This window comes from Marinovum sp., assembly GCF_048263515.1.
In the GTDB taxonomy this organism is placed as follows: Bacteria; Pseudomonadota; Alphaproteobacteria; order Rhodobacterales; family Rhodobacteraceae; genus Marinovum.
Genome location: NZ_JBLXEC010000018.1, coordinates 72,403 through 99,235, shown reverse-complemented (window position 1 = coordinate 99,235; position 26,833 = coordinate 72,403). Strand labels below are relative to the sequence as shown.

Sequence of the window (26,833 nt, the reverse complement as noted above, 5' to 3'; positions counted from 1 at the left end):
TGGGGGCTCTGCCCCCGTCGCCTCTGGCGACTCCCCCGAGGGTATTTTCGAACAGAAGAAGACCGGATCGGCGCCCTGGACTAGGCGGAGGGCGGTCAGCCCGCGGGCGCGTCGTTGTCCAGCAGCGTGGTGGCGGTGGCCTCATCGGTGATCAGCACGCTGGGCTGCAGTGATTTCAGCGCCGCGCGCATGATCGCCACCTTCTCGGTCCCGCCCGAGATCAGCACCTTGTTGGGAATGCGCTTGAGCCGCTGCATCGACATCGAGATCGCGCGGTCGTTGACCGGGTGGTCGATCGGCTCGCCCTCGGCATCGATGAAATTGTAGAGAACGTCGCCCACCGCGCCGCCCTCGATCATCGACAGCCGCTCGGCTTCGGAAACATGGCCCAGCCGGTAGGAGGTGGTGAGCGCGGTGATGCCGCCGCAGGACAGCAGGGCGACATCGCAGGATTCCGCCATCTGCAGGATCTGGTCGAGACCGCAATGCTCCAGCAGGGCGTGGCGGGTCTGCGCCGAGTCGACGATGGCCGGGGCCGAGACCAGGTAGCCCTCGGCATCGAAGAGCTCGGCGAACTGCCAGGCAAACTCCGCAGGGTTGAAGCGCCGGGCCTGGGCGATGCCGCCGAGCAGCGACACCACCCGCACGTTGTCGAGCGCACGGCCCTCGATATAGGGCAGCATGGTGTGCAGGGTGCGCCCCCAGCCGACACCGACGGTGCGGTTGTGGTCCATGATCTCGGTGACATAGGCGCCGGCGGCGGCGGCGATCACCCGGGTCGGATCGCCCACGGGGTCCTCGAAGGGCGCGACGACGGCGCGCTTCAGGCCGTATTTGTTTTCCAGCCGGGTCTGCAGGTCCACCACCGAGGTCAGCGGCGACTTGATCCGGATCACCACCTCGCCTCGCTTGCGGGCCTCGGCCAGCAGGCGGGTGACGAGGATGCGGTTGACGCCCAGCTTCTTGGCGACGTCCGACTGGGTCATGCCCTCGACGTAGTAGAGCCAGGCCGCGCGGATCCGCAGCTGGCTGTGACCGTCGGCAGCCGCGCGATCGCGGCTGCGGGTTTCCTTGGGGGCCGTGGTGTCGGGCATCGGTCTCACTTTGATTGGATGATCAGCAAAACCGGATCATACGTTGGTTGCGATGATCTTTCCAACCTCATCCGCCACTTCGATCTGCGGCATGTGACCGACGTTGTCGAAAAGGTGCAGCGCCACCCGGCCCGGGGCGCGCAGCGCGTGTTTCCACGGGATCACCGCGTCCTGACGGCCCCAGATCACCCGGGTCGGCAGGGTGAGCCGCTCCAGCGCGGCGCGCAGGTCGAAGGACTGGACGCCGTCTGGGAACAGCGCCTCGGCCAGGGCGGATTGCGCCGCCCGCAGGTTCGGCGCGCTGCGCGACGCCATGGCCAGGCGCACGTAGCTGTCGGTGATCAGATCCTCGTCAGCGACCAGCGATTTCAGCCAGGGGCCGAGGCTTTCAGGCCGGGTGGCCCTGCAGATGCCCGAGAGCGCCGTGCCGTTGATGTCGGGGCCGAGGCCCGCCGGGGCGATCAGGCTCAGCGAGGCCACGGATTTCGGCCGTGTGTCGGCCAGCGCCAGGCAGACCGCGCCGCCGAGGCTGTGACCCACCAGATGCGCCTTGTCGATCCCGAGGGCGTCGAAGGCGCGGCGCACCTCCTTGACCAGCGCGGCAAAGTTGCCGATCCGCAGTTTCGGTGATTTGCCGTGGCCGGGCAGTTCGATGCGAATGAGCGGGCGGTGCTTGAGATGGGTCTCGAGCGGCGCCCATGAGGTGGCGTCGCTGGCAAAGCCGTGGATCAGCACCACCGGCGTGCCGGTGCCCCCGCGCGATCGGCTGACCGAGAGCGCGCCGGTTTCCGGGGTGAAGGCCACCGGGCCGGGAGCAGGCGCGCTTTGGCGCAGCGCCTGTTGCACGTCTTCGGACTGGATGCGGCCGCGCGGACCGGTGCCGGGGATGTCGTCGAGCAGAAGCCCGGCGGCACGGGCCTCGGCCCGGGCCTTGGGCGTGGCGCGGCGCTTGTCAGAGAGGTCTGCCGTCGCGGCCGGCTCGGGCGCGTGGTCTGCTTTGACGGACACTTCCGACGGCGAAAGCGCGATTTCCGGCGCCGTCTCGCTGGCGCAGGACTTCTCGCAGGCGGCGCCCTGGGCACCGGCGAAGGGACGGGGCTGATCGCCCACATCCTCGCCCTCGGCATAGAGCCAGGCGATGGGCTGGCCGATCGGCACGTCACTGCCTTCGGGGGCGGTGTGGTGCAGGATGCCGCTGTCGGGGGCCTCGACCTCCATCGCGGCCTTGTCGGTCTCGATGTCGAACAGCGGGTCGCCCTTGGACACGCTCTCGCCCTCAGAGACATGCCAGCACATGATCTTGCCGCTGGCCATGTCCATGTCGACCTTGGGCATGATGACTTCGATGGGCATCAGATCCGTCCTTTGACAACATTCCGGGTGGCGTCGAGGATGTCGGGCACCTGCGGCACCACGGCCTTTTCGAGCTCGGGGTTGTAGGGCACCGGGCATTCCGCGCCGCCCAGACGCACCACCGGCGCGTCGAGGTAATCGAAGGCGTCGCTTTCGGCCACCATCGCCGAGATCTCAGAACCCACGCCCAGCGTCTTGACGCCTTCGTAGACGCAGACCAGCCGCCCGGTCTTGCGCACCGAGGCCAGCACCGTCTCGCGGTCCATCGGGCGCACGGTGCGCAGGTCGATGACCTCGGCGTCGATGCCTTCGCCGGCCAAGGTCTCGGCGGCGGCGAGCGCCTTGTGCACCATCAGCGAGGTGGCGACGATGGTGACATCGCGGCCCTCGCGCCGGATCGCGGCCTTGCCGATCGGCGTGGTGTAATGGCCCTCGGGGACGTGGCCCTTCATCTTGTAGAGGATCTTGTGCTCGAAGATCATCACCGGATCGGGGTCGTCCAGCGCCGCCAGCAACATGCCCTTGGCATCCTCGGGGGTCGAGGGTTGCAAAACCTTGAGCCCCGGCACGTGGCCCAGCCATGCTTCAATGCTCTGCGAGTGCTGCGCCGCCGCCCCGGTGCCGGAGCCTGCCGGAAAGCGCATGACCAGCGGCACCGAGACCGAGCCGCCCAACATGTAGCGCACCTTGGCGGCCTGGTTGACGATCTGCTCCATGGCGAGCGTGGCGAAATCCGAGAACTGGAACTCGAAGATCGGCCGCAGCCCGGTCAGCGCCGCGCCGACGGCGACACCGGCGCCGCCCAGCTCGGAAATCGGCGTGTCCATCACCCGGTCGGTGCCGTACTTGTGGACCAGCTCGCCGGTCACCTGGAAGGCGCCGCCGTAGACGCCGATGTCCTCGCCCATCAGGATGACGCGCTCGTCGCGCTCCATCGCGATGTCCATCGCCTCGCGGATCGCCTCGGCGTAGGAGAGTTCGCGAAGCTCAATATCGCTGTGCGCATTCATGCGGCCACCTCTTTGGTATAGACGTCGCGGGTCACCTCTTCGAGCTTCGGGGCCGGGCTTGCGGCCGCAAACTCGATGGCGTCGCGGATGATCTGTTCTGCCTCGGCCTCGATGCCGGCGACCTCGCTGTCGGCGATGATCCCGTGCTCGACCAGAAGCCGTGCCATCGCGGGGATCGGGTCGCGCTCCATCCACTCGGAGATCTCTTCCTTGGTGCGGTAGCGGTTGCGGTCCGACTTGGAATGACCGCGCCAGCGGTAGGTCTGGTTCTCCACCAGGCTGGGACCGTCGCCGTTGCGGGCACGGGCTACGGCGGCGTCCATCGCCTCGGTAACCGCCGAGAAGTCGTTGCCGTCCACGGTGACGCCCGGCATGTTGTAGGCCGCAGCGCGGGTGGCGATGTTCTTGACGGCGGTGGAGCGTTCGGTCGAGGTCGACATGCCGTATTTGTTGTTCTCGCAGACGAAGACCACCGGCAGCTTCCAGACCGCGGCCATGTTGAGCGACTCGTGGAAGGCGCCTTCGTTGTTGGCGCCGTCACCGAAGAAGCAGACGGTGACCGCGCCGGTGCCCAGCCGCTTGGCCGAGAGCGCCGCGCCCACTGCGATGGGCAGGCCGCCGCCGACGATGCCATTGGCGCCGAGGTTGCCCTTGGACGGATCGGCAATGTGCATCGAGCCGCCCCTGCCCTTGCAGTAGCCGGTCTCCTTGCCGAAGAACTCTGCGAACATCTTGCCGAGATCCGCGCCTTTGGCGACGCAATGGCCGTGGCCGCGGTGGGTCGAGGTGATCTTGTCCTCGTCGGTCAGCGACATGCAGGACCCCACGGCCGAGGCTTCCTGGCCGATGCTGAGGTGCATCGTGCCGTGGATCAGGCCGCGGGTATAGCTGTCCTCGGCGCCTTCCTCGAACTTGCGGATCAGGTACATCTGCAACAGCGCGTGTCGCAGCCGCTCGGGCGAGTAGCTGCGGATCGCGTAGGGGATGTTGGTTTCTGTCATCGTGTCAGGCATCGATCAACTCCTTGCCGTAAAGCATCTCGTCCTGGCGGCGGCGCAGCTCGACGATGCGGGTCTGGGGCAGCGTGGTGTTCAAGGCGGTGATGAGCTCACCCTTGCGGATGGGCGCTGTGACGATGGCGCCGGTCAGCAGGCCCGCCGGCAGCGCCTTGGCGGTCTGTGCACGGCTGACTTCCATCGCCCAGGCGCGGTAGGTGTATTCGCCGATCTGGTCGAGCGCTTCACCCGGCGCCAGGTCCTTCTTGGCGACGGCGCAGACCTCGACCACGGGGCGGTCAAGCGGCACCATGTCGGCCTTGCCGTAAAGCACTGCGCGGGCGCAGGTCAGCGGCACTTCCAGCGAAGTCAGGTGATAGGGCCGAATGAATTCGTAATACGGCCCGTCGCCCATCTTGAGGTCGGCCATGCGTTCGTGAATGCGCGGATGCTGCGCCTCGACGATGCAGAAGACACCGGGCGAGACGCCCCTGCCCACCGAGTAGTCGACCCGGCCGATGCCCGACAGCACACCGCCGTCGGCCTCGGGGATCAGCACCTTGGCCAGCTCCTTGGGGCCGGCGGCGGGGCCGTGCATGCCGTCGATGTCGGGGATCAGCCCGGTGGCATTGCCGATGGCGGCCATCTCGACCGCGGTCTTCGAGCCGTCGACAAATTCGACCAGCAGCCGCGGGTTCATGTGCCGCTGCCTGGCTTCGGCGGCATAGACATCCGGCGTCGCGTCGATGTTCATCGGGTTGTTCTTGCCCTTGCCGGCGCAGACCACCCGGTGGCCCATGGCGGTGACGAACTCGATCAGCTCCATGCAGGACGACGGCTCGTCACCGGCGCCAAGGCTGTAGACGACGCCCAGACGCTCGGCCTCGCGGCGCAGGTAGGAGCCGATGGTGACATCGGCCTCGACGTTCATCATCACCAGGTGCTTGCCGCGTTCCATGGCGCGCAGGCCCAGTTCGGCGCCCACGGCAGGTACGCCAGTGGCATCGATCACCACGTCGATCAGGCCCGACTCGAAGAGCGCGTCGGCATTGTCGGTGATCGCGGTCTTGCCGCCTTCGATCACGGCGTTGATCTGATCGGCGCTCGAGGCGTCCTGGCTGTGGCCCTTGCCCTGATGCGCGATTTCCACCGCCTTGTGTGCATTGGGGATGTTGAGCTCGGAGATCGCGGCAACCTCGACACCGTCCATCATCGCGGCGCGGGTGACGATATCGGTGCCCATCTCGCCCGACCCGATCAGGCCGATCCGAACCGGCCTCCCGGTGTCGGCGCGGGCGGCCAAGTCCTTGGCGAGTCCAGTCAAAGCGATGTTCGAAGGCATGTCGGTAGGCCCTTTGTTGAGGATCGGTTGCAGCCTGTATGCTGAACTTTTGTATTCGTGTCAATATTAATGTTCTAAACGGCCCAGCCATGATCGTTGACTTATTGCCTGTATTTGAACATAAGAGATGCAGAACATATCATTGTTCTTCCGATTCCGAGTATGATTGCAGGTGACATCTGCACGCTGGGAGGATGAGAATCGGATCAAACGCGCCATCAGGGAGGAACTTCGATGGACACCAGAGGAAAGCTTTCGCGCCGGACCTTCATGCGGACCTCATCCGCGTTGGGCGTCGCCGCAATCGGATCAGGCTGGGGCGGCAAGCTGCTGGCCGGCTCGCATCTGCCGGACCCGCAGTCGGTGCTCGACGAGATCTCGATCTCGAAATACGTGCGCGCCGATTACCGCGACCTGTATGACATGTCCGACGACAAGCCGATCTGGGACATGAGCAAAGACTGGATCCGCACCGTCGACTGGGAAAAGGTGCGCAGCGAGCTCTCTGGCACCAAGGTCCGCTTTGCCGTGGGCGCCGCCGACGCGGAATCGGCGCAGGAAGGCCTCGCGCCCTTCGAGAAGCTTTCCGGCATCAAGGTCGAGCTGGTGCCGATCCCCGATGACAGCTTCTACGACAAGGCGCTGGCCGAGTTCATCTCGGGCAATGCCTCGTTTGACGCGCTGCAGTTCTTCTCGCCCTGGCTGGGCGACTTCGCGGCACCGGGCTTCCTGCATCCGCTGCAGGAGTTCGCCGACAAGTGGTCGCTGCCGCTGGATGACTTCTATGACACCTACCGGCTGAACTACGGCTACTTCAACGGCGAGATGTACGGCATCCCCTTCGACTGCGACATCCAGATGGTCCACTTGCGCAAGGGCTATGTCGAGCAGGTCCTGGGCGGTCCGATCGACAAGGCCACTTCGGTACCGACCTATGACGAGCTGATCCGCCTCTCGGGCGAGCTCAACAAGGTCGAGCCGGGCGTGTCCGGTGTGGGCCTGATGGCGGCGCCGGGCTTCTGGTCGACCTACACCTGGGAACACATCTCGGCGCAGGCCGGCATGATGCTGTTCGACGAGAACTGGGAGCCGATCTTCAACGGCGACGCCGGCATGAAGGGTCTCGAGATCATCCTCGAGCTGGCCAAGAACGCCAACGAAGGTCACGCCGGTTCCGGCTGGCCCGAGAACCGGTCGGCCTGGCTGGGCGGCCAGGTGGCCACCAACATCAGCTGGCAGGACAGCGGTACACAGGCGATGCGGCCCGACCAGAGCCAGATCGTCGACGACTTCGTCACCATCTACGAGCCGCGCATCTCTGGCGGACGTTTCGCGCCGCCGAACATCGCCGGTTCGACCTCCTGCGTCGCGGCCTCGGCGCAGAACCCCGAAGGGGCCTTCCTGATGCTGGCCTTCCTCACCACCTCGTCGATCATGGCGATGAACGAGGCCAACGCCAACGGCGTGGCGCCGGGCTACAAGTCGGTGCTGACCAACCCCAACCTGCAGGAGGTGTCACAGCCCGCCAAGGTCTGGGGCGAATCGCTGGAGCACGCCTGGTGCGCGCCGCGCCTGCCCGGCGCCTTCCCGATCGAACAGGCCATCGGCAACGAGATCAACCGCGCCGTGGTGGGCAAAATCAGCGCCAAGGAGGCGCTCGACAACGCCGCCGCCGCGGTCAAGGAGATCATGTCGTCGAACGGTTTCTACCAGGGCGCCGATCCGGTCGACTATGCAGCTGCCGCTCCGGGGCTTTATGTTGGTGAAGGCAAGGACCTGCCCTTCTGAGGCGCGGATCCGACCGAAACGGACAGTCAAAGGATCTCGCAATGAGCAATCCCTCCCTGTCGGACACCGGGGCGGCTTATGCTGCCCCGGCACGGCCGACGCACCGCACGTTCAGGAAACGCAGCCGGCGCCTGAAGGCCTGGCTGCCCTACCTGCTGGTCGCACCGGCCGTGGCCTATCTGCTGTTGATCACGCTCTACCCGGGCGTCTATGCCATCATCCAGAGCTTTCACGAGGTCAAGTTCGGCCCGTGGAAACCGGTGGGGTTTGCCAATTACCTCAAGCTGTTCAACGACTACCAGTTCTGGGGCGCGCTCTGGAACACGTTTGTCATCGGCTCGATCTCGCTGGTGTTGCAATGCGTGATCGCGCTGGCGCTGGCCTTCTACGCCTACCGCGACCCCTGGGTGACCGGCTGGCGCATCATCTTTCTTGTGCCGATGCTGTTCATGCCCTCGGCGGTGGCCTTCATCTTCAAGCTGGCGTTCCATGACGCGCGGGTGTTCTCGGACCTGTTGATCCGCATCGGGCTGATCGACAGCAACCTCGCCATCCAGTCCTCGACCTGGGGCAGCCGGGCGCTGCTGATCCTTGCCGATGTCTGGCAGTGGACGCCGTTCCTGTTCATCATCTTCGTCGCCGCGCTTCAGGGTCAGGACGAAGAGATCGAAGAGGCCGCCCGCCTCGACGGGGCGTCGTGGTATGCGATCTTCTTCAACATCTCGCTGCCGATGATGAAACCGGTGATTGCCGTGGCGCTGATCCTGCGGGCCATCGACATTACCACGATGTTCACCAACGTCTTCATCATCACCAAGGGCGGCCCCGCCTTCGGCACCGAGACCATCAGCTTCTTCATCTACCGCACCGGGTTCAAGTTCTTCAACTTCGGCTACGCCTCGGCGGCCTCGGTGATCATGCTGATCCTCACCATCATCGTCGCGCAGCTCGTGGTGAAGCGCGCCTTCGTCTCGGCAAGGAGCTGATCCATGGCCTCGCAACGCAGAAAATCCCGCGGCGAAAGCCTGACCCTGCGCTACATGATCCTCGCCGGCTGGGCGCTGTTCTGCCTGGCGCCGGTGCTGTGGTTCCTGTCGATCGGGCTGCGCCCGCGGACCGAGATCATCACCCCGCAGCCGATCTACTGGCCGACCTTCAGCCTCGATGCCTGGCACATGATCTGGTCGGACTGGCCGATGGGCAAATACCTCCGCAACTCGGTCGCGGCGATCATCGGCTCGGTGCTGATCGATCTGGTGCTGGCGATCCCGGCCGCCTATTCGCTGTCGCGCTTTCAATACCGCGGGCGTGACGACATCGGTTTCTACATCCTGTCCACCCGGATGATGGCGCCGGCGATCGTGGCGGTGCCGATCTTCTTTCTGTTCCGCAACATGGGGCTGCTGGATACCATCTGGGCGCTGATGCTGATCTATGCGGCGATCAACCTGTCCTTCGTGACCTGGATCATCCGCTCCTACATGCTCGACATCCCGAAAGAGCTGGAGGACGCCGCCAAGACCGACGGCGCCGGAGAGTTGCGCATCCTGTGGGAGATCATCATCCCCGCGATCCTGCCCGGCATCATCACCGCCAGCGTTATCGCAATGATCTTTGCGATCAACGAGTTCCTCTTCACCCTCCTCATCGCGTCGACCCCCGACGCCTATACGATGTCCGTCGCGCTCGCCAATTTCACCGGCGGCTCTGACGGCGTGATCTACAACGCAATTGCACTGGTCGCCTTCCTCGCCTTCGTTCCGGTCTTTCTGGTGGTCGTCGCCATCCAGAAGCACCTGTCGCGCGGACTGACCATGGGCGCGGTCAAAGGATAACCGACATGGCTCGCATCGAACTGAACAACATCCAGAAGCAATGGGGCGCGGTCTGGGGCGTCCGGGACGTGAACCTCGACATCGCGGATGAGGAGTTCGTGGTCTTCCTCGGCCCCTCGGGCTGCGGCAAGACCACCACCATGCGGATGATCGCCGGGCTGGAGGACCCCTCCGAAGGCGAGATCGCGATGGACGGCGAGGTGATGAACGAGGTCGATGCGCGCGACCGCGACGTGGCGATGGTGTTTCAGGGCTATGCGCTCTACCCCAACATGTCGATCTACGAGAACATCCGCTTTCCGCTGCGCATGCGCGGGGTGCCCAAGGACCAGCAGGACGGCATGATCCGCCGCGCCGCCGGTCTGGTGGAACTGACCGACTATCTCGATCGCAAGCCCGGCGCGCTGTCCGGCGGCCAGCGCCAGCGCGCGGCGCTGGCCCGCGCCATCGTGCGCCAGCCGCATGTCTTCCTGATGGACGAGCCGCTCAGCAACCTCGACGCCAAGCTGCGCCAGCACATGCGGGTGCAGATCAAGCATATTCAGCGCGAGCTCAAGATCACCACGGTCTATGTCACCCACGACCAGATCGAGGCGATGACCCTGGCCGACCGCATCGTCATCATGGAAAAAGGCGCGATCCAGCAGATCGGCACGCCCGACCAGATCTACAACGACCCGGCCAATACCTTTGTCGCCAACTTTATCGGCTCGCCGCCGATGAACCTGATCGAGGGGCGGCTCGAGGCCGGCACCTTTACCGCGCCGGGCGTCACGGTCAGCGGCCTGCCTACGCGCTTTGACGGCCATGTCACGCTGGGGGTCCGCCCCGAGGATTGCACCGTCGGTGGCGGCGACCCGCAGGTCACCGGCCATGTCTACGGCGTGGAGCCCACCGGCGACCTGACCTATCTGACCGTCAAGGCCGGCGACAAGCTGATCGAGGTCAAGGCCGCGCGCGATTACCGCGCCGATCTCAACACCCCCGAGACGGTCAGCTTCGATCCGTCGCGGATTTACCTGTTCGACGGTGACAGCGGCCAGCGCCTGCGCTGAGCCGCCCGTCCCGCAGCGCCGAAGGAGCCGCCTATGACGTTCGACTACACTTCGATGGGGTTTCACACCTTCGACGCCCTCTGCCGCCCGGTGACCGAGATCCCGCCCGGCGGCAACACGCTCTTTGTAGAAGATTTCGCTCTGGCAGTTTCCGGCGCGGCGGGCTGCGCCGCCATCGTCGCCGCCAAGCACGGGCTCAGCGTGCAGGCGGTGGGGGGTGTCGGCAACGACCTGATGGGCGACTGGGTGTTGCGGCGGTTTGCGGACTTCGGCGTCGACACCGCGATGATGCAGCGCTGCCCGGACTTCGCCACCTCGTCCAGCATTGTCACCACCCGCCCCGACGGCCAGCGCCCGGCGCTCCACAAGCGGGGCGCCACGGCGGGGTTCTTCGTGGCCGACGACCAGCTCGACCAGGTGCTCGACACGAAGGTCCTGCACATCGGTGGCGTCGGGCTGATGGACGCGATGGACAAGGGCCGCAACGCCGAGGTGCTGGAAGAGGCGCGAAACCGCGGCATCACCACCACGCTCGACGTCTTTGCCTCGACACCCGATGACCTCGCGCTGATCCGGCCGCTGCTGAAACACACCAATTACTTCATGCCCTCGGAGGAAGAGGCCATGGCGCTGTCGGGCCTCACTGACCTCGAGGATATCGCCGCCTTCCTGCTCGATCAGGGCGCTGGCGCGGTGGTGATGACGCTGGGGGCCGAGGGCGCGATGTACCGCGACCGCGCTGGCCGCAAGATCGACATCCCGGCCTTCTTGATCGACGTGGTCTGCACCTGCGGCTGCGGCGATTGCTTCAACGCCGGCTTTGCCACCGGCCTGCACCTTGGCCGCGACATGGAGGACTGCATCCGGCTCGGTCAGGCCGCCTCGGCGCAGAACGCCATGGGGCTGGGGTCGCAGGCGGTGATCGAGAGCCTCGAGAAGACGTTGAAATTCGTGGAAACCACGCCGGTCCGGAGGTAGACTGGTCAGGAGATCCGATAAGGCCCATGCGACTGACCAGACCATTCCAGTTCCTGCCTGACCTGCAGATGCCGCTGCGCGATGCCTTGCGCGGCGTCTCCAACCTGTCCGAGGCCACCGAAGAGGCGCTGGAGCCGGCCCTGCGTCTTTTGCCCGAGCCGTTGCGCAGCGGCTTCCACGACGCTCTGAAATCGGTCGAGGGCGCCGGCAAGCGCCTGCTGAACGCGCCGATCGACCTGACGGACCTGACCGAGGCGCAGCGCGCCTTCACCGGCCAGACCCGCAGCCCCGAGGCCGCGCGCGCCTGCGCCAAGGTGATCTGCCACGCCTGGGAACACCTGCAAGGCGCCCGCCCCGGCCACCGCGACCTGATCAGCGAAACCATCCTCGCCGGGCAGTTGCAGGCGCTGGATCCGGCGCCAGGTGCCTCCGAGGCAGCGAATGCGGCCAGGGTGATCGGCCAGATTCTCAGCTCTTCGGCCATCGGGCGGATGCCGGGGTTTGTCGCCACCGTCACCGACGCGGAAAAGCAGGACGCCGAACTGGCGCTGATTGCCATCGCCGTCTGGCTGCTGTCGGATCGCGCCGCCCGGATGGACGAGGAAGAGGGGCTTCTCGATCTGTCGGTGGCCCTCGTCCGCGCCCTGAGCGACGAGGCCCCTGCCCCCGGCGGCAGCCCAGAGGCGCTGACCCGGTTTCTTGAAAACGCTTCGGCGCATCTTTAGGTCAATGACATGAGACCCACCGAGCTGAAGGCCACCGACCCGCCGCTGCACAAATCCGCGCAGCGCCTGCGCTGGTTTGTCGGCGCCTTCGAGGCCCAGCGCGAGCGGACCGAGACCGAGACCGGCAACCGCTATGTCGTCGATCAGGGCCGGCTGACCCAGGTCTTCACCGACTGGATCCGCGCCTTCGAGGCGCAGAAACCCAGCCAGTCGCAGGACAACCGCGCCTATGTCGGCTTTGCCGCCGGGCTCATGCTGCGCACCCTGATCAAGCTGAACCCGGTCACCCACAGCGACACCCCGACCGCCGCCGACAAGACCAACCCGGCGTATTTCTGGCCGGAGGGCTATCTCTATGTCGCCTTCTGTCTGAACGTGCGTGGTCTGGTGCTGGAAAAGGACTTTCACGCCGCCCAGACCCCCAGCCCCGCCCTGTCGGAGGCGCGCACCTGGTGGAGCTTTCGCGAGAACGTGGCGCAGGATCCGGGGCTGGCCATCGCCTTTCTCGACCTGTTTGCCGGCGACGAGCCGGAATGGTCGATGCCCGAACTGTTCAGAACCGGCAAGGCGCTGGAGCTTGCCGGGCGGTTCTATGCCAAGCAGTTGCCCGACGGCCAATCCTGAACCTTTGACAGTCGACGCAAAAAGACCCGGTTCGCAGGAACCGGGTCTTTCCGTTTGTCAGGGCTGGTGTCAGCGGCTGGGCTTCTTGCCGAAGGCCACCGCCAGGACGATGATCGCACCGGCCACCATCATCTGCTCGGACACGTCGAGGCCCATGATGATCAGCCCGTTGTTGATCGTGCCGATCATCAGCGCGCCCACGAAGGTGCCCAGGATGGTGCCCTTGCCGCCGAACAGGCTGGTGCCGCCAAGGATGACCGCCGCGATTGCCGCAAGCTCCGCGCCTTCGCCGAAGTTGTAGCGCGCGGTGCCCATCATGCCGGTCCAGAGCATCCCGGCCAGCGCGGCGCCGACGCCGGTGATCAGGAAGCAGATGATCTTGGTGCGCCGGGTGCTGATGCCCGAGTAGCGCGCTGCCACCTGGTTGCCGCCGGTGGCCAGAACCTGCCGGCCGAAGGGCGTGTAGCGCAGGACGATATGTCCGATCAGCGCCACGCCCACCGCCCAGAGAAACAGGATCGGCACGACGCCGATAGTGCCGGGGCCGAACACCGCGTCGAAGGTTTCGTTCCGCACCGGCACGGGGTTGGTATAGGTGATGCGCATGTCGACACCGCGCACCAGCTGCATCATGCCCAGCGTCACCAGGAATGACGGGATCGACACCAGCGTGACGAAGAGCCCGTTGATCAGCCCGACGATCACGCCGCAGAGCAGACCGGCGAGAACCCCGCCGACAAAGCCGTAGCCGGCTTCCATCGTCAGCGCCGAGGCCAGCGCCGCCAGCGCTGCGGTAGAGCCGACCGACAGGTCGAGCTCGCCTGACGAGATGATGAAGGTCATCGCCACCGAGATCACCGCGATCATGGCCGTGGTGCGGGCGATATTGAACAGGTTGTTGACCGTCAGAAAGCCCTTGTCGCCGATGGTGACCGCAAAGAACAGCAGCACCGCCGCGAAGCAGAGATAGACGATGTTGTCGCGCGGAGAGAACCGGCCGAGAGAGGCCACGGCCGGGCGCGGGTGAAGTTCAGCCTTGGACAGCATGGTGCAGGACCTCCTCGGATTGCACGTCTTGGCGCTCGATGTCGCCGATCAGGGTTCCGTCATAGATGATGAGCAGGCGGTCGCTGACCGCGAGCAGTTCTTCAAATTCCGACGAGATCACCAGCACGGCGGTGCCGGCATCGGCGATCTCGCGGATCTTCTGGACAAGGTCCGCCTTGGCGCCGATGTCGACGCCGATGGTCGGCTCGTCGAGGATCAGCACCTTGGGGCGCCGCTCCAGCCATTTCGCCAGCACGATCTTCTGCTGGTTGCCGCCGGACAGCAGCCGCACCACCTGATCGGGGCTTTCGGACTTGATCTTGAGGTTGCGGATATGCCCCTCGGAGGTCTCGCGCGCGGCCCGGTCACGAACCAGAAAGCGACGCGAGAACCTTGCGAGGTTCGGCAGGATCACGTTGTCGCGGAGCGTGTGATCGAGCACGAGCCCTTGGGTCCGCCGGTCTTCCGGCACCAGGCCGACGCCGGCCTCGATGGCGGATTTGTTCGACAGCACCGGCGCGCCGCCGACCCGGACCGCGCCCGCCGAGACCGGCCGGATGCCGAAGATCGCCTCGACGATCTCGGTCCGGCCCGATCCGGTCAGACCGGCCAGACCGACGATCTCGCCCGGGCGCACGGCAAAGCTGACGCCCTCGACATGGCCCGCGACCGACAGGCCGTCGACCTCGAGCACCGGCGGCACCGACAGATCGACCGCGCGCTGCGCCCAATCGAGCGTGGCGGTCTTGTCGCTGCCCAGCATGGCGCGGATCAGCTCTTCCATGGTGACCTTGCCCGTTTCGGCGGTCAGCATGTCACGGCCATCGCGCATCGCGGTGATCCGGTCGCAGATCTGGAAGATCTCGGCCATGCGGTGCGAGATGTAGACAATGGAAATGCCCTGCGACTTCAGCCGCCGCACCAGCCGGAACAGGGTCTCGACCTCGCTCTCGCTGAGCGAGGCGGTGGGTTCGTCCATCACGATGATGCGGGCATTCTTGGACAGCGCCTTGGCGATCTCGACCATCTGCTTGGCGCCGACGCTGAGGTCTTCGACGCGGGCGCGCGGATCGATGCTCTCGCCGAATTCCTCGAGGATGGCGCGGGCGCGGCGGACCATCTCGCCATCGCGGATCACCGCGTTGCCGGCCCGGCGCGGCTCGTGGCCGAGAAAGATGTTCTGCGCCACGGTGAGCGTCGGGATCAGGCTGAATTCCTGAAAGATCATGGCGATGCCGGCGGCCTCGGCATCGCGGGGCGCGTGGAAGGTGACGTCCTGACCATCCAGTTCCACGGTGCCGCCGTCACGCCGGTAGACCCCGGTCAGGATCTTCATCATCGTCGATTTGCCAGCGCCGTTTTCGCCCATGAGCGCATGGCATTCGCCCTTGCGCAGGCTGAAGCCGGCATTGCGAAGGACGGGGATGCCGTTGAAGGCCTTGTCGATTTCCCGCATCCGGAGAAGGTCGGTCTGCATCTGAGCCCCCTGCTCATGTCGGCGCAAGGCGCCGGGTGCCGTGGAAAGCCGGGCGCCTGTCGCGGCGCCCGGCGGGTGTCATCAGTTGTTCAGGTCGGCCGACATCTCCGCCGGCAGCGGGATGCGGTAGATGGTCTCGTAGGCCGCGGCGAGGTTGTCGCGCGACACCGCGAGCGACGGCACCGAGATGTAGGACGGCAGGCTCTCGCCGATCAGCGCCAGCGCACCGGCGGTGGCCTCGGTCACGCCCTGGGTATAGGGGCGCTGGGTCGAGATCCCGGCGATCAGGCCGTTTTCGGCCATGTTGGCGGCAACGATCTGGTCGAAGTTCTCGTTGACGATCTTGAAGTCTTCCGGACGCTTGCCGGAAATCCGCGCCGCCGTGGCCGCGCCCATCGCCGGGATGCTCCAGGAGCCGTAGACACCCTTCAGCGTCGGGTAGCGGGCGAACAGCGCCTGCGCCACTTCCTGACCGCGGTTCGGGTTGTCGTGACCGGCCGAGGCGACCAGCTGGATGTCCGGATACTTGGCGATCAGCCGCGCGATGAAGCCGATGTAGCGCAGGTTGGTGACATGGAAGTCAGGCGCATAATACATCGCCGCCACATCGCCCTGGCCACCGATGGCATCGGACAGCAGGTCGGCCAGATACATCCCCAGCGCCAGGTTGTCGGACGAGATCACCGAGACGTAATCCTGGCCGGGCTGCATGTCGTCGGCGGCCTGGTCGATGAAGACGATCTTGGTGCCGTTGGCGGCCAGCTTCTGATAGGCCTTGGCGGTGGTGGCGGTGTTCAGCGGGATCGAGACCAGCAGGTCGGGCTTGAGCACCGAGATGGCGTCGAGGTCCGAGATCTGGCGGGCGTCTTCCCAGTTGGCATTGGTCTCGGCGACCACTTCGATACCGAGGTTCTCGAAGGTCTCCTTCAGGCCGATCAGCTGCTGGGTCGCCCAGTCGTCGCCCAGCCAGCCCAGCGAGATGGCGGCGGTGAACTGGCCGGCACGGATCTTCTCGATCTGCGCGTCGGTCAGGCCGATCTCGGTGTAAAGCACGCCATCCTCGCCGCGCGGACCCTGGCTGACGACGGTCTGCGAGAGATCGTCGATCTTGGCCAGCTCGAGCGTGCGTTCGCTGGGCGCTTCGTACCACAGCGGGTGGCGCACATCGCCGATGTTGGACTGAGCCAGGACCGGCAGGGCGGTGCCGCAGGCCAGCATCGCGGCGACGCCGATCATCAGGGCTCTCTTGGTTGTCTTGATCATTGTCTTGTCTTCCTCCGTTGAAGTCTGTCGCTGTTCCGTCCCTCCCGGACGAGGATCAGCGGTTGAGCATGAAGTCGCGCAGCATCTCGGCCAGCCGCTCCGGCGCCTCGAGCGCCAGGCTGTGACCGCATTCCTCGAAGACCGCCGCCTTTTCGACGCCCTCCGACAGGCGGGTCATCTGCGCCTCGACCGTGGGGCCGAAGAACTCGGGCGCGCCGACGGTCATGATCGGCAGGGTCAGCTTCTCCTGCTTGAGCTCGCGCACGATCTCAGCGTTCCTGAAGGCGGCACGGTAGGTTTCCAGTGTGCCCCGCAGGCCGCCGGGAGCGGTCAGGCAGGCGATCCATTCATCCAGCGCCTCTTTCGAGATCGCATTGGGGTTCCAGGTTTCGGCCTTGATCCAGAATTCCCAGAAGGCACGTTCCTTGCCCTGGATCAGCATCTCGGGCAGATGCGGGATCCAGAAGAACGGGATGTGCCAGACCCAGACGCCGTTCTGCCGGAACTGGGCCGAGACGTTGTCCGGGGTAAAGAACGACGCCTCCTCGAGCCCCTCGCCCGACAGCAGCATCTCGCAGAACGACAGGGTCTTGACCCGGTCGCGTTCCCTGGCCGTCAGGACATAGGCAAACTCCGCGCCGCGATCCTCGCCATGGACGTGAAAGCTGTCGTGACCAAGAAAGGTCATCAGCTCGGCCAGGTCCTGCGCGTTGGTGGCGCTGTCATAGCCTTCGCTGACCGGCGGCTTGTCGGTATAGCCGAACCCCCGCAGGTCGGGTGCGACGACGGTGAAATGCTCGGTCAGCAGCGGAAACAGGCGATGCCAGTAGAAGTTGGTCTTCGGCGTGCCGTGGATCAGCAGGAGCGGCTCTCCCTGACCGGCGGTCACATAGTGCATGCGGATGCCGTTCACGCGCGCCCGGCCATGTTTCACCGGATTGCCGGCGTGATCGTAAATTTCAGCCATGAGCCTCCTCCAGATTTGCGCCCCCGATGCCGGGGGTTTCGATGTGCTCTCTGCGGGGCCTGTCCGGCTGGTTGGTGGGGTCGGACCAGGTGGCACCGCGAGCATCTGAGGGAAGTATTTAGCGCACTTTTGTGCAATTGTAAATACGAATGTTCATCAGGGCTCAGCATGACAAAGCGCAAGGAAGCGCGCAGGCGCGAGCCGGCCCTGCGCGGAAGAGCGACGAAATTCAATGGATTAGGGTTTAATTTTCTAGATAGGCTTGGGAATCCCAGCCGACCGCAACCCGAGATCGCAGGCGAGGCACTTGCATCTCACAGGGCCGGAGATACGGCATCACGAGAACATTGGCTGCGGATGTGAGTCCAATGTTCTAGCGAATTTTCGAATCGCTTTCCTTTTGAGGGTGGCGCCGCTGGGGGATGTCGGTGCCGCGAACTTGACCATATCCGGCCGCGCTTGATGCCGGCCGCGCTCCTAAGCTTTGGTCCGCGTGCGTCCGCTGGCAAGCTCAAAGATACCGGGACCTTTGCCTTCAAAGGAAAGCGAAAGCGCACCCCTGCCCTGGCTCACTTCGCCGTGCTTTCAATCGGCACGGGGCCAGCTTCGGCACTCGCCGAAAATGCAGTGAACCTTCGCGCCATCGTCTGCGCTTGGCAAACCTGCCGAAGCAGGATGCCAAGACAAACGCATTTTACGGGATTTTCACCCCGCCCCCACCCGTCTCAGCCCTGTGCCGCGCTCCATGAGCACACCCGCGCCGCCACGGACGCGAGGTGGTCGTCGAGGCTCCTCCCGGTCAGCCGTTTACGCGGTTTCAGATCGTGGTCGCCATCCTCCAACCAGAACAGCTCGACAGCTGGCGAAAGCGGGTACCGGTCGACCTCCTCGCGGGACCCGAAGTGATCGCGCGTGCCCTGGCAGATGAGCGTTGGGCAGGTGATCGCCTCGAGATGGTCGTAGCGTGTCTTCTCGGGCTTCTTCGGGGCGTGGAAGGGGAAGCCGAGGCACACCAGCCCTGTGATACGGCCCGCATCGAAGAGGTCCTGCGCGGCAAGGCTTGCGACCCGCCCGCCCATGCTCTTGCCGCCGATCAGCAGCGGGCCGTCGCAGGCCAATGCGTCGATGGCAGAGAGGTACTCGGGCACGTAGGTCTCGGCCTTTCCGGGCGGGCGTTTCGAGCCGCCCGTGCGGCGCGCGGCCATATAGCTGAACTCGAACCGCGCGACACGGAGGCCAGCCTCAGACAGCGCCTCGGCCACGGTGGTCATCCAGGGTGTGTCCATGGCGGACCCGGCGCCGTGGGCCAGCAGGAGGGTCGTGCAGCCGGGCTCATCGCCATTCAGCAGAAGTTCCATGGGTCCCCTCGAAGAAAAAAGGCGCCCGATGGGCGCCCGACCAAATTCTCTGCGGCTGTCGAGGGACGCGGATCCACCACCTACCGCATGAAGATAATCACCCCTCGCCGCACACCAGATATAGCCCCCCGGAGAAACTCAGCCCCCCCCGCGAGAATATCTCAGGTATGTCTTACACCCTCAGTGCGTCCAGGGGCTCCGGCGGTTGACGGCGAAGTTCTCGGCGTAGCCGCGCGGGCGGATGTTGAGACGGCGGGTCTTGGGGGCGCTCACCGTCACCTCGATGCCGTGGTCCTTGGCATAGTCCAGCGCCGCTTCCTTGCTGTCAAACTTCAGCCGCACCTGCGCCTGGGTATCCTCGGACGAGGTCCAGCCCATCAGCGGATCGACCTCGCGCCGCGAGGCGGGGGCGAACTCCAGCACCCATTGGCGGGTCTTGGCGACACCGGATTGCATCGCGTTCCGGGCCGGTTGGTAGATTCGTGCGCGCATGGATGTGCCTCCGGGTGTTTCGCCGGTTATCGGCAATTTCGCCCGCCGTTTCAAGCACGGACAGAGCGCGCGTCAAACCAGGGCCAGCGGTCGCATGTCAGGGAGGAGGAACAAGCACAGCTTGGCTGTCGGTCGTGTCGCGGGGAGCGAGGGGTGGGTAGGTGCAACACATTCGACAGCCAAGCCTGCTGCTTGCAAATTCAAGGTACAATTGCGCAAAGCGGCATTGCAACGCTTTTTAAGGGCGCGACACGCGGCACGGCACGACAATAGCCAGCGCGCATGAGATAACCCCATGGAATCGCTGCAACATGTCCGCAAACGGCAAAGTAAAGAATTCACTTAGACTAAAAAGCTGAATAATCTCAAAGGGCTTTGACGCGACGCCCCGTTTTCGATCTGCCGAGAATCACAGGCAATCCGGTGCCACGGCTTTACCAATTTCCGGCCCCCTGGCCAACCGGTCGCAGCCCCGCCCCTTGCATTGGCCGGGCAAGGACGCACATTTAGCGGGCAAGGAGCCTGACGCATGTACAACAACTCGCCCGAAGCGATGCCCATCCTCAATTCGCCCGCGCCCGACGTGAAGACCCGGGAGAAGCTCGAAGGCGGCAAGACCTTCGTGATGCACACCGAATATACCGCCGCCGGCGACCAGCCCACCGCGATCAAGGAGATCGCCGGCGGGCTGCGTGACGGCGACCGCGATCAGGTTCTGCTGGGCGCGACCGGCACCGGCAAGACCTTCACCATGGCCAAGGTGATCGAGGAAACCCAGCGCCCGGCGATCATTCTCGCCCCGAACAAGACGCTGGCGGCGCAGCTTTATGGCGAGTTCAAGGGCTTCTTTCCCGACAACGCGGTCGAGTATTTCGTCAGCTACTACGATTACTACCAGCCCGAGGCCTATGTGGCGCGCTCGGACACCTATATCGAGAAGGAATCCCAGATCAACGAACAGATCGACCGGATGCGCCACTCGGCCACCCGGGCGCTGCTGGAGCGTGACGACGTGATCATCGTTGCCTCGGTGTCCTGTATCTACGGTATCGGCTCGGTCGAGACCTATGGCGCCATGACGCAGGATCTCAAGGCCGGTCAGAATTACGACCAGCGCGCGGTGATGGCCGATCTTGTGGCGCAGCAGTACCGCCGCAATGACGTCGGTTTCGCCCGCGGCTCGTTCCGGGTGCGCGGCGACGTGCTCGAGGTCTGGCCGGCGCACCTTGATACCCGCGCCTGGCGGCTGTCGTTCTTTGGCGAAGAGCTGGAGGCGATCACCGAGTTCGATCCGCTCACCGGCGAAAAGACCGACACTTTCGACCAGATCCGCATCTACGCCAACAGCCACTACGTCACGCCGCGGCCGACGATGCAGCAGGCGATCATCGGCATCAAGAAAGAGCTGCGGATGCGGCTTGATCAGCTGGTGGGCGAAGGCAAGCTGCTCGAAGCGCAGCGGCTGGAGCAGCGGACGAACTTCGATCTGGAAATGCTCGAGGCCACCGGCGTCTGCAACGGCATCGAGAACTATTCCCGCTATCTGACCGGCCGCGCGCCGGGCGAGCCGCCCCCCACCCTCTTCGAATTCATCCCCGACAATGCGATTGTTTTCGCCGACGAGAGCCACGTCTCCGTGCCGCAGATCGGCGGCATGTACCGGGGTGACTATCGGCGCAAGTTCACCTTGGCGGAACATGGCTTCCGCCTGCCGTCGTGCATGGACAACCGCCCCCTCAAGTTCGAGGAATGGGACGCCATGCGGCCCCAGTCGGTCTTTGTCTCCGCCACCCCCGCCGCATGGGAACTGGAACAGACCGGCGGCGTCTTCACCGAACAGGTCATCCGCCCCACCGGCCTGCTCGATCCGCAGGTCGAAATCCGCCCCGTTGAGATGCAGGTCGACGACCTGCTCGACGAGGTTCGCAAGGTCACCGCCGACGGCTTCCGCACGCTGGTGACCACGCTGACCAAGCGGATGGCCGAGGACCTGACGGAATACATGCACGAGCAGGGCATCAAGGTCCGCTACATGCATTCCGACATCGACACGCTGGAACGCATCGAGATCCTGCGCGACCTGCGCCTCGGTGCCTTCGACGTTCTGATCGGCATCAACCTGCTGCGCGAGGGGCTCGACATCCCGGAATGCGGGCTGGTGGCCATTCTGGATGCGGACAAGGAAGGCTTCCTGCGGTCCGAGACCTCGCTTATTCAGACCATCGGCCGCGCCGCGCGCAACGCCGAGGGCCGGGTGATCATGTACGCCGATCGCATCACCGGCTCGATGGAACGCGCTTTGGCCGAGACCGACCGCCGCCGGACCAAGCAGATCGCCTATAACGAGGAAAACGGCATCACGCCCGAGACAATCAAGAAGAACGTCGGCGACGTGCTCTCGGGGCTCTACAAGGGCGATGTCGACATGAACCGGGTGACCGCGACCGTCGACAAGGGGCTGGCCGGGTCGAACCTGCAGGCCGTGCTCGACGGGCTGCGCGCCGACATGCGCAAGGCGGCCGAGAACCTCGAGTTCGAGGAAGCCGCCCGGCTGCGCGACGAGGTCAAGCGGCTCGAGGCAGTAGACCTTGCCGTCGCCGACGATCCGCTGGCGCGGCAATATGCGGTGGAAAAGGCGTCAGAGGCGGCGGTCAAGGCCAAGGGCCGGTCGACCGCGGGCCGCGGCGGTCAACGCGGCGGCAACGTGCAACGGCGCAAGCGGTAGGGATCGCGAAGGGTGGGCAGTTTGCCCACCCCGCGGTTGGCCCGGCTCAGGTGCTCCAGTCGGCCACAACGTCATACCCCTCCGGGGTCGGCATCCCTTCCAGAAACTCGGCGAAGTTGCCCCAGAGTTTCTTGACCTTCTCGGCGTTGCCGTCCGACGTTGCCTGATCCGACACCATCGAGACGATATAACCGCTGCCGTCGTCGTTCATCGCGCAGGTGAAATGCTGCATACCGTCAAGGCCGAGGATCTGGTCCTTCAGCTCCTCCATCTTGGCTTGTGCCCCCTCTCGCGAACCCGGCTTCATCTTGAATTTGGTGATACGTGCAAACATCTGATCCCCCTTTTCCGGGCCTGAATTGACCCAAGGGAAGCTTGTAGCACAGTTTCGCACAAACCCCGAGTTACAAAGGTCACACCCCGTCCAGGCCCCCTCGAATGCAGGCCGCGAAAATAATTCCGGCGGCCCCTCTTGCAGCGGGCCTTCGCCGCCCCATTTACCGTCAATCCGGGCGCGAGGCTCCGTCCGGCGGCTGCAGGGGCGAGGTCGCTCCGAGAGCGCTTTCCTCTTCCGAGACACGACACATGCGCAATCTCTTCGCCGCGGCTCTGGTGACCCTGACCGCCCTTCCCGCCTTTGCCGATGAAACCGAAGGCCTGGTGCTGGCCTACGACCGGCAGGCCAATGTCATCGTCCTGACCGATTTCACCGTCTGGGAAATTCCCGGCGCTCTGGAAGTCCCTGCCGATCTCGCCGCTGGCGACCGGGTGCATTTCGTCTACGAGACCGCCGGCGAAGACGGCATGGTTTCGATCGATGCGCTGCATCGTCTGGCCCGCGCCCTGCCCGAAGGCACCGACGGCGGCAGCTGATCCTTTCGCCCGGTCCGCCGGGCGTCCCCAATCCGAGCGTTGCAGCCACGGCCCAGCCATCCGGCAGGGCCGTGGCTGCCGTTGCGCGCTGACGCAACATCCCTGAATTTCCGATCATCACCGGGTACCATTATTGCGCGCACCACGGGTGATAGCGCAACTTATGGTTTTGTGTTAGGCTCTCTGGCATCGCCGCGATTTCCACTTAAAGGCGATTCGTGCCGTTTTTTGGCAACTCTAAATTTATTGACAGGAGAGTCTCCATGGCTGACGAAGTCCATTCATTTGACGAAGAGAAGATCCGCAACGCGATGGATGCCGCGCGGGCATTTCACGAGGAAAACGTCGCCCCCGGCGTCCAGAACCTCGACGCCTCGACCGGCCTGCCCGACACCGGAGAGATGTCGCTGGCGGCTGATTGCATCGAGGTCAAGGTCGGCAACCACAAGATCTGCCTCAAACTGCCGCTGGGCATCGGCACGGTCTGCCTGCCGATCCCGATCAACGTCCCCAACGGCACCGCCGCCAAGGCCTGCCTGAAGATCTGCACCACCTTCGGCATCCCCACCGGCATCAAGGTCACGGTCACCGTGGCCGGCGTCGAGATCCTGTCGAAAACCTTCGGCAAGTGCTGAGGCGCGGCGCGGGGGCGGCTCAGCCGCCCTCGCCCGTCACCGTCAGGCCGAGCATCCGCCACGCCTGCATGCCGCCGCGGTAGTAGGAGATCTTCTCTGGCGGATAACCCGCGGCGATGATCCGGCGAATGGCGGTCGGCGATTGTCCGCACCAGGCGCCGTTGCAGAACAGCGCGATCTCCGGCACCTCGTCGCCACAGGTAAACCCCTCGAAATCCAGGTCGCACCCCAGGGTGTCGAGCTTTTCGGCCATCCGGTCCCAGGGCATGTTGATCGCCCCGGGGATCGAGCCGCCCTCGAACCAGTCCGGCGTGCGACTGTCGATCACCACGGCATCCGGGTCGGCCAGCATGTCGAGCAGCTCGAGCTCGCCGATCGGTTTGACCCCCTCGGCCGGAGTGACGGGCTGAATACAGAACGGCGGGCAGGCGCGCGAGGTGCGCGCCCAGTCGCCATCAAGCCGCGCCTCGGGGTCGGGGTTGCGGGCGATGGTGGCGGGGCCCTCCGGCGTCTCGACGGTGACAGAGGGCAGATCGGGGCGGATGTGCACCGCCTCGGCGGCCACGGCGAGGCCGGGCAGGACAAGCAGAAGCACACTCACAGGGTGGATCAGGCGTTTCATCAGCGGTCTCCTCGAAGACAAAGGCATCGCGCTACAGAGCATCATCCAAAAGGTAGTGCGCCCCGCGCCGCCGACCAACCTGACCCCCGCGAGCTTGGTGCCGGGAACATTTTCGAAGCTGCCAACGTTGACTTGGCATCTCGACCCCGAACGCAACCAACCCGGAGCTTCGTCATGGAATATGGACTTTTTGGCCTGATCATCCTGATCGCCGACATCTACGCAATCTACAAGACCCTCACCTCTTCGGCCTCAACCGGGGCCAAGGTGATCTGGACCCTCGTCATTCTGATCCTGCCGGTGCTGGGCTTCATCGCCTGGCTGCTGATGGGCCCCAAAGGCCGCACGGCACACGTCTGACCCGCAGGGTTTTCGACCAACCTGAAACGGGGCCGATTTCGGCCCCGTTCTGCTTTGCAAGGCCCGCTTTGGCTGCTTAAGGTGCCCGAAGACACAACAGGGGCCGCGCCATGCTCATCGCCTTCGATCACGTCAATCTCCGCACTGCCAATCTCGACGAGATGATCGCCTGGTACGGCGATATCCTCGGGCTGCACCCCGGCAAACGCCCGCCCTTTGCTTTTCCCGGCGCTTGGCTCTACCTCGGCGACCGCGCGGTGGTGCATCTGGTGGGCAAGACCAAGGCGCCCGAGCCCGGTGACGACCTGTCGCTCGAGCATTTCGCCTTTCGCGCCCAGGGGATGCAGGGCTTCATCGACAAGCTGACCGACCGGGGCATTGCCCACAGCATCGATCCGGTGCCCGGCTTTCCGATCACCCAGGTCAACCTGCATGACCCCGACGGCAACCATATCCATGTGGATTTCGACACGTCTGCCGACAATCCGTAAAGGCATCCTTAATTCTGCCAAGATCCCTTGTTAGTCGGTCCGCAACCTCGCGAGGATATTTTCATGGCCGTCATTCCGATTGATCCCGAAACACTTCTCATCGATTCCAAGGCCGCCCAGGCGGCTGCCAAATCCGCAGCCGAGAGCTATCAGGCCCGCAAGCCCTATCCCTATGGCACCTTTACCGATTTCCTGCCCGAAGAGGTGCTGGACCGGGTCATTGCCGAGCTCAAGACCCTGCCCGAGGCCGAAGACAGCTTCAACCGGCCGCAGGAAAAGCTGAAGACCTCCTACCTGCCGGAACGCCTGCCGATGTACACGCGGCAGCTGTTCTACACGCTGAATTCCCGTCCCTTCGTGCGCTTTCTCGAAGAGCTGACCGGCATCAGCGGGCTGATCCCCGATCCCTATTTCGCCGGCGGCGGGGTGCATGTGGTGGCCAATGGCGGTCATCTCGACATCCACGCCGACTTCAACCACAACGCCAAACTCAACCTCGAGCGGCGGCTCAACATCCTGATTTACCTCAACAAGGACTGGAAGGCCGAATACGGCGGGTCCTTCGAGATCTGGAACGAAGACATGAGCCAAAAGGTCGAGAGCTTCGTGCCGGAATACAACCGCATGTGCTGTTTCAACACCGGCTCAGACACCTGGCACGGCAACCCCGAGACGGTGAACCACCCCAAGGGCGAGCCGCGGATGTCGATGGCGCTCTATTATTACACCGCGACCTGGGACCATACCAAGCGCAGCCACACCACGCTCTTCCGCCCTCGCCCCGGCACCCATGACCAGGCCGACCGCGAGGTGCGCCGGCTCGAAATGCTGCAGGACGTGCTGCCGCCGATCGTCTTTCGCCGCGTCATCGGCCCGCTGCGCCGGCTGGGGTTCTGAGCGGGCGCTGACGCCTCAGTTGCCGGAGCCGACGTCCTGTACGATGTCGATGATCTGCCGCGCCCATTCGCCGACGATCGGGATGAACTCGATCTGGCTCAGCGTCCAGATCACCAGTGACAGCAGCACCGTCGCGCCGACGACGGTGCCGAGGCCCATCATCAACCCGCGCGCCAGCGAATGCCAGAGCATGGTCCAGAACTTGTCGTGAATGCGAAAGAAGCGGTGGCCGTTGAGCTTTTCAACTTCCCTCCGCAAGGCTCTGATTTCACTGACGAGATCATCCGACATGGCGCAAAGCTATCCCGCGCGGCCCCCAGCCGCCAGCCCCCGGACGCTGATTTTCACGCCGACCGGCCCTGCGGCCCCCGCCCCTGTGGTGAAAAAGCCGCGATCCCGGGCTTTCGCACGGGCAATTTCCCGATGCCGTGCTAGCTTGCGCGACATGAGAGTTGCCGCCTTGCTTCGCCTATTCTGGATCGTGCTCGGATGCCTGGCCATCGGCCTGGGCGTGCTGGGCATCTTCCTGCCGCTGCTGCCCACCACGGTGTTCCTGCTGATCGCGGCCTTCTGCTTTGCCAGGTCGTCACCACGGCTGCACGACTGGCTGGTGGAACACCCCACCCTCGGGCCGCCGATCATCAACTGGCGCGAATACCGCGCGATCTCCCAGCGCGCCAAGGTGCTGGCGGTCTCGACCATGGGTGTGGTGCTGGTCGCGGGCCTCGTCTTCGGCCTCAGCGCCTGGCTTTTGACGTTGCAGGCGGTGGTGATGGCCGGGGCGGCGCTCTTCATCGTCACCCGCCCGTCGCCACCGGTGGGCTGAG

28 protein-coding genes are annotated in these 26,833 nt (G+C 64.9%); 14 read left to right on the top strand and 14 right to left on the bottom strand.

Going from position 1 to position 26,833, the window contains the following annotated elements; genetic code table 11:
* Window positions 1-95 precede the first annotated feature (95 nt).
* Genes ACN0SE_RS15885 through ACN0SE_RS15865 form a run of 5 tightly spaced genes read right to left on the bottom strand, consistent with a single transcriptional unit; the run spans window position 96 to window position 5,794 of the window.
* Entirely contained in the window at window positions 96-1,094 is a 999-nt protein-coding gene (locus ACN0SE_RS15885) for a sugar-binding transcriptional regulator (RefSeq protein ID WP_417525516.1), read from the bottom strand.
* A gap of 36 nt (window positions 1,095-1,130) precedes the next feature.
* Complete coding sequence (locus tag ACN0SE_RS15880) at window positions 1,131-2,447, bottom strand: acetoin dehydrogenase dihydrolipoyllysine-residue acetyltransferase subunit (RefSeq protein WP_417525515.1); 1,317 nt, start codon at window positions 2,445-2,447, stop codon at window positions 1,131-1,133.
* Window positions 2,447-3,457, bottom strand: a complete 1,011-nt coding sequence (locus ACN0SE_RS15875) for an alpha-ketoacid dehydrogenase subunit beta (protein ID WP_417525514.1) — start codon at window positions 3,455-3,457, stop codon at window positions 2,447-2,449. The genes ACN0SE_RS15880 and ACN0SE_RS15875 overlap by 1 nt, the downstream gene beginning before the upstream one ends.
* The gene (locus ACN0SE_RS15870) at window positions 3,454-4,470 is read right to left on the bottom strand and encodes a thiamine pyrophosphate-dependent dehydrogenase E1 component subunit alpha (RefSeq protein ID WP_417525513.1); all 1,017 of its coding nucleotides are present in this window, start codon (window positions 4,468-4,470) and stop codon (window positions 3,454-3,456) included. Before ACN0SE_RS15870 ends, ACN0SE_RS15875 begins: the two co-directional genes overlap by 4 nt.
* On the bottom strand, window positions 4,463-5,794 hold the full coding sequence (locus ACN0SE_RS15865; protein ID WP_417525512.1) for an NAD(P)H-dependent oxidoreductase: 1,332 nt from the start codon (window positions 5,792-5,794) through the stop codon (window positions 4,463-4,465). Before ACN0SE_RS15865 ends, ACN0SE_RS15870 begins: the two co-directional genes overlap by 8 nt.
* Window positions 5,795-6,064: 270 nt before the next feature.
* On the opposite strand from ACN0SE_RS15865, the gene ACN0SE_RS15860 reads away from it, so the two are divergent.
* Genes ACN0SE_RS15860 through ACN0SE_RS15830 form a run of 7 tightly spaced genes read left to right on the top strand, consistent with a single transcriptional unit; the run spans window position 6,065 to window position 12,799 of the window.
* Window positions 6,065-7,582 (top strand): ABC transporter substrate-binding protein, encoded by a 1,518-nt coding sequence (locus ACN0SE_RS15860; protein WP_417525511.1) that lies wholly within the window; start codon window positions 6,065-6,067, stop codon window positions 7,580-7,582.
* Window positions 7,583-7,623: 41 nt separating this feature from the next.
* Complete coding sequence (locus ACN0SE_RS15855) at window positions 7,624-8,568, top strand: carbohydrate ABC transporter permease (protein ID WP_417525510.1); 945 nt, start codon at window positions 7,624-7,626, stop codon at window positions 8,566-8,568.
* Between the two features lie 3 nt (window positions 8,569-8,571).
* On the top strand, window positions 8,572-9,417 hold the full coding sequence (locus ACN0SE_RS15850) for a carbohydrate ABC transporter permease (protein WP_417525509.1): 846 nt from the start codon (window positions 8,572-8,574) through the stop codon (window positions 9,415-9,417).
* 5 nt (window positions 9,418-9,422) lie between these two features.
* The gene (locus ACN0SE_RS15845; protein WP_417525508.1) at window positions 9,423-10,472 is read left to right on the top strand and encodes an ABC transporter ATP-binding protein; all 1,050 of its coding nucleotides are present in this window, start codon (window positions 9,423-9,425) and stop codon (window positions 10,470-10,472) included.
* 33 nt (window positions 10,473-10,505) lie between these two features.
* Complete coding sequence (locus ACN0SE_RS15840; RefSeq protein WP_417525507.1) at window positions 10,506-11,450, top strand: carbohydrate kinase family protein; 945 nt, start codon at window positions 10,506-10,508, stop codon at window positions 11,448-11,450.
* 26 nt (window positions 11,451-11,476) lie between these two features.
* Window positions 11,477-12,175 (top strand): hypothetical protein, encoded by a 699-nt coding sequence (locus tag ACN0SE_RS15835; RefSeq protein ID WP_417525506.1) that lies wholly within the window; start codon window positions 11,477-11,479, stop codon window positions 12,173-12,175.
* A 9-nt stretch (window positions 12,176-12,184) separates the two neighbouring features.
* Entirely contained in the window at window positions 12,185-12,799 is a 615-nt protein-coding gene (locus tag ACN0SE_RS15830; RefSeq protein WP_417525505.1) for a hypothetical protein, read from the top strand.
* A gap of 69 nt (window positions 12,800-12,868) precedes the next feature.
* On the opposite strand, the gene ACN0SE_RS15825 is transcribed toward ACN0SE_RS15830, so the two are convergent.
* The 6 genes from ACN0SE_RS15825 to ACN0SE_RS15800 form a co-directional block, all read right to left on the bottom strand.
* On the bottom strand, window positions 12,869-13,846 hold the full coding sequence (locus tag ACN0SE_RS15825; protein ID WP_417525504.1) for an ABC transporter permease: 978 nt from the start codon (window positions 13,844-13,846) through the stop codon (window positions 12,869-12,871).
* Window positions 13,830-15,323, bottom strand: a complete 1,494-nt coding sequence (locus ACN0SE_RS15820; RefSeq protein ID WP_417525503.1) for a sugar ABC transporter ATP-binding protein — start codon at window positions 15,321-15,323, stop codon at window positions 13,830-13,832. Before ACN0SE_RS15820 ends, ACN0SE_RS15825 begins: the two co-directional genes overlap by 17 nt.
* An 81-nt stretch (window positions 15,324-15,404) precedes the next feature.
* A complete protein-coding gene (locus ACN0SE_RS15815) occupies window positions 15,405-16,586 on the bottom strand; it encodes a substrate-binding domain-containing protein (protein ID WP_417525502.1) in 1,182 nt (393 codons plus the stop codon).
* Window positions 16,587-16,641: 55 nt separating this feature from the next.
* On the bottom strand, window positions 16,642-17,553 hold the full coding sequence (locus ACN0SE_RS15810; protein ID WP_417525501.1) for an alpha/beta fold hydrolase: 912 nt from the start codon (window positions 17,551-17,553) through the stop codon (window positions 16,642-16,644).
* A gap of 725 nt (window positions 17,554-18,278) precedes the next feature.
* Window positions 18,279-18,911, bottom strand: a complete 633-nt coding sequence (locus ACN0SE_RS15805) for an alpha/beta family hydrolase (protein ID WP_417525500.1) — start codon at window positions 18,909-18,911, stop codon at window positions 18,279-18,281.
* A gap of 180 nt (window positions 18,912-19,091) precedes the next feature.
* Window positions 19,092-19,403 carry an ETC complex I subunit gene (locus ACN0SE_RS15800; protein WP_417525499.1) on the bottom strand — a complete coding sequence of 104 codons (312 nt, stop codon included), beginning with the start codon at window positions 19,401-19,403 and terminating at the stop codon, window positions 19,092-19,094.
* A 529-nt stretch (window positions 19,404-19,932) separates the two neighbouring features.
* Between ACN0SE_RS15800 and uvrB the strand changes: the two genes are divergently transcribed.
* Window positions 19,933-22,128, top strand: a complete 2,196-nt coding sequence (gene uvrB, locus ACN0SE_RS15795; RefSeq protein ID WP_417525498.1) for an excinuclease ABC subunit UvrB — start codon at window positions 19,933-19,935, stop codon at window positions 22,126-22,128.
* A gap of 46 nt (window positions 22,129-22,174) precedes the next feature.
* On the opposite strand, the gene ACN0SE_RS15790 is transcribed toward uvrB, so the two are convergent.
* Entirely contained in the window at window positions 22,175-22,462 is a 288-nt protein-coding gene (locus ACN0SE_RS15790; protein ID WP_417525497.1) for a hypothetical protein, read from the bottom strand.
* Between the two features lie 251 nt (window positions 22,463-22,713).
* On the opposite strand from ACN0SE_RS15790, the gene ACN0SE_RS15785 reads away from it, so the two are divergent.
* Both ACN0SE_RS15785 and ACN0SE_RS15780 read left to right on the top strand, forming a co-directional pair.
* On the top strand, window positions 22,714-23,001 hold the full coding sequence (locus tag ACN0SE_RS15785) for a hypothetical protein (RefSeq protein WP_417525496.1): 288 nt from the start codon (window positions 22,714-22,716) through the stop codon (window positions 22,999-23,001).
* Between the two features lie 263 nt (window positions 23,002-23,264).
* Window positions 23,265-23,636 (top strand): hypothetical protein, encoded by a 372-nt coding sequence (locus ACN0SE_RS15780; RefSeq protein ID WP_417525495.1) that lies wholly within the window; start codon window positions 23,265-23,267, stop codon window positions 23,634-23,636.
* A gap of 19 nt (window positions 23,637-23,655) precedes the next feature.
* Here ACN0SE_RS15780 and ACN0SE_RS15775 read toward each other — a convergent pair whose 3' ends face one another.
* Window positions 23,656-24,258, bottom strand: a complete 603-nt coding sequence (locus ACN0SE_RS15775; protein WP_417525494.1) for a rhodanese-like domain-containing protein — start codon at window positions 24,256-24,258, stop codon at window positions 23,656-23,658.
* 174 nt (window positions 24,259-24,432) lie between these two features.
* Between ACN0SE_RS15775 and ACN0SE_RS15770 the strand changes: the two genes are divergently transcribed.
* The 3 genes from ACN0SE_RS15770 (at window position 24,433) to ACN0SE_RS15760 (ending at window position 26,006) form a co-directional block, all read left to right on the top strand.
* Complete coding sequence (locus ACN0SE_RS15770) at window positions 24,433-24,618, top strand: PLD nuclease N-terminal domain-containing protein (protein ID WP_417525493.1); 186 nt, start codon at window positions 24,433-24,435, stop codon at window positions 24,616-24,618.
* Window positions 24,619-24,728: 110 nt separating this feature from the next.
* Window positions 24,729-25,109 carry a VOC family protein gene (locus ACN0SE_RS15765; protein ID WP_417525492.1) on the top strand — a complete coding sequence of 127 codons (381 nt, stop codon included), beginning with the start codon at window positions 24,729-24,731 and terminating at the stop codon, window positions 25,107-25,109.
* A 63-nt stretch (window positions 25,110-25,172) separates the two neighbouring features.
* Window positions 25,173-26,006 carry a 2OG-Fe(II) oxygenase gene (locus ACN0SE_RS15760; RefSeq protein ID WP_417525491.1) on the top strand — a complete coding sequence of 278 codons (834 nt, stop codon included), beginning with the start codon at window positions 25,173-25,175 and terminating at the stop codon, window positions 26,004-26,006.
* A gap of 15 nt (window positions 26,007-26,021) precedes the next feature.
* Here ACN0SE_RS15760 and ACN0SE_RS15755 read toward each other — a convergent pair whose 3' ends face one another.
* Window positions 26,022-26,297 carry a DUF5665 domain-containing protein gene (locus ACN0SE_RS15755; RefSeq protein WP_417525490.1) on the bottom strand — a complete coding sequence of 92 codons (276 nt, stop codon included), beginning with the start codon at window positions 26,295-26,297 and terminating at the stop codon, window positions 26,022-26,024.
* Window positions 26,298-26,466: 169 nt separating this feature from the next.
* On the opposite strand from ACN0SE_RS15755, the gene ACN0SE_RS15750 reads away from it, so the two are divergent.
* Window positions 26,467-26,832 (top strand): YbaN family protein, encoded by a 366-nt coding sequence (locus ACN0SE_RS15750; RefSeq protein ID WP_417525489.1) that lies wholly within the window; start codon window positions 26,467-26,469, stop codon window positions 26,830-26,832.
* The last annotated feature ends 1 nt before the right edge of the window (window position 26,833 follow it).

What these genes read in the sequence shown, in the direction of transcription:
- ACN0SE_RS15885 (WP_417525516.1), bottom strand. Translation starts at nt 1,094, where the DNA reads ATGCCCGACACCACGGCCCCCAAGGAAACCCGCAGCCGCGATCGCGCG.
- ACN0SE_RS15880 (WP_417525515.1), bottom strand. Translation starts at nt 2,447, where the DNA reads ATGCCCATCGAAGTCATCATGCCCAAGGTCGACATGGACATGGCCAGC.
- ACN0SE_RS15875 (WP_417525514.1), bottom strand. Translation starts at nt 3,457, where the DNA reads ATGAATGCGCACAGCGATATTGAGCTTCGCGAACTCTCCTACGCCGAG.
- ACN0SE_RS15870 (WP_417525513.1), bottom strand. Translation starts at nt 4,470, where the DNA reads ATGCCTGACACGATGACAGAAACCAACATCCCCTACGCGATCCGCAGC.
- ACN0SE_RS15865 (WP_417525512.1), bottom strand. Translation starts at nt 5,794, where the DNA reads ATGCCTTCGAACATCGCTTTGACTGGACTCGCCAAGGACTTGGCCGCC.
- ACN0SE_RS15860 (WP_417525511.1), top strand. Translation starts at nt 6,065, where the DNA reads ATGCGGACCTCATCCGCGTTGGGCGTCGCCGCAATCGGATCAGGCTGG.
- ACN0SE_RS15855 (WP_417525510.1), top strand. Translation starts at nt 7,624, where the DNA reads ATGAGCAATCCCTCCCTGTCGGACACCGGGGCGGCTTATGCTGCCCCG.
- ACN0SE_RS15850 (WP_417525509.1), top strand. Translation starts at nt 8,572, where the DNA reads ATGGCCTCGCAACGCAGAAAATCCCGCGGCGAAAGCCTGACCCTGCGC.
- ACN0SE_RS15845 (WP_417525508.1), top strand. Translation starts at nt 9,423, where the DNA reads ATGGCTCGCATCGAACTGAACAACATCCAGAAGCAATGGGGCGCGGTC.
- ACN0SE_RS15840 (WP_417525507.1), top strand. Translation starts at nt 10,506, where the DNA reads ATGACGTTCGACTACACTTCGATGGGGTTTCACACCTTCGACGCCCTC.
- ACN0SE_RS15835 (WP_417525506.1), top strand. Translation starts at nt 11,477, where the DNA reads ATGCGACTGACCAGACCATTCCAGTTCCTGCCTGACCTGCAGATGCCG.
- ACN0SE_RS15830 (WP_417525505.1), top strand. Translation starts at nt 12,185, where the DNA reads ATGAGACCCACCGAGCTGAAGGCCACCGACCCGCCGCTGCACAAATCC.
- ACN0SE_RS15825 (WP_417525504.1), bottom strand. Translation starts at nt 13,846, where the DNA reads ATGCTGTCCAAGGCTGAACTTCACCCGCGCCCGGCCGTGGCCTCTCTC.
- ACN0SE_RS15820 (WP_417525503.1), bottom strand. Translation starts at nt 15,323, where the DNA reads ATGCAGACCGACCTTCTCCGGATGCGGGAAATCGACAAGGCCTTCAAC.
- ACN0SE_RS15815 (WP_417525502.1), bottom strand. Translation starts at nt 16,586, where the DNA reads ATGATCAAGACAACCAAGAGAGCCCTGATGATCGGCGTCGCCGCGATG.
- ACN0SE_RS15810 (WP_417525501.1), bottom strand. Translation starts at nt 17,553, where the DNA reads ATGGCTGAAATTTACGATCACGCCGGCAATCCGGTGAAACATGGCCGG.
- ACN0SE_RS15805 (WP_417525500.1), bottom strand. Translation starts at nt 18,911, where the DNA reads ATGGAACTTCTGCTGAATGGCGATGAGCCCGGCTGCACGACCCTCCTG.
- ACN0SE_RS15800 (WP_417525499.1), bottom strand. Translation starts at nt 19,403, where the DNA reads ATGCGCGCACGAATCTACCAACCGGCCCGGAACGCGATGCAATCCGGT.
- uvrB (WP_417525498.1), top strand. Translation starts at nt 19,933, where the DNA reads ATGTACAACAACTCGCCCGAAGCGATGCCCATCCTCAATTCGCCCGCG.
- ACN0SE_RS15790 (WP_417525497.1), bottom strand. Translation starts at nt 22,462, where the DNA reads ATGTTTGCACGTATCACCAAATTCAAGATGAAGCCGGGTTCGCGAGAG.
- ACN0SE_RS15785 (WP_417525496.1), top strand. Translation starts at nt 22,714, where the DNA reads ATGCGCAATCTCTTCGCCGCGGCTCTGGTGACCCTGACCGCCCTTCCC.
- ACN0SE_RS15780 (WP_417525495.1), top strand. Translation starts at nt 23,265, where the DNA reads ATGGCTGACGAAGTCCATTCATTTGACGAAGAGAAGATCCGCAACGCG.
- ACN0SE_RS15775 (WP_417525494.1), bottom strand. Translation starts at nt 24,258, where the DNA reads ATGAAACGCCTGATCCACCCTGTGAGTGTGCTTCTGCTTGTCCTGCCC.
- ACN0SE_RS15770 (WP_417525493.1), top strand. Translation starts at nt 24,433, where the DNA reads ATGGAATATGGACTTTTTGGCCTGATCATCCTGATCGCCGACATCTAC.
- ACN0SE_RS15765 (WP_417525492.1), top strand. Translation starts at nt 24,729, where the DNA reads ATGCTCATCGCCTTCGATCACGTCAATCTCCGCACTGCCAATCTCGAC.
- ACN0SE_RS15760 (WP_417525491.1), top strand. Translation starts at nt 25,173, where the DNA reads ATGGCCGTCATTCCGATTGATCCCGAAACACTTCTCATCGATTCCAAG.
- ACN0SE_RS15755 (WP_417525490.1), bottom strand. Translation starts at nt 26,297, where the DNA reads ATGTCGGATGATCTCGTCAGTGAAATCAGAGCCTTGCGGAGGGAAGTT.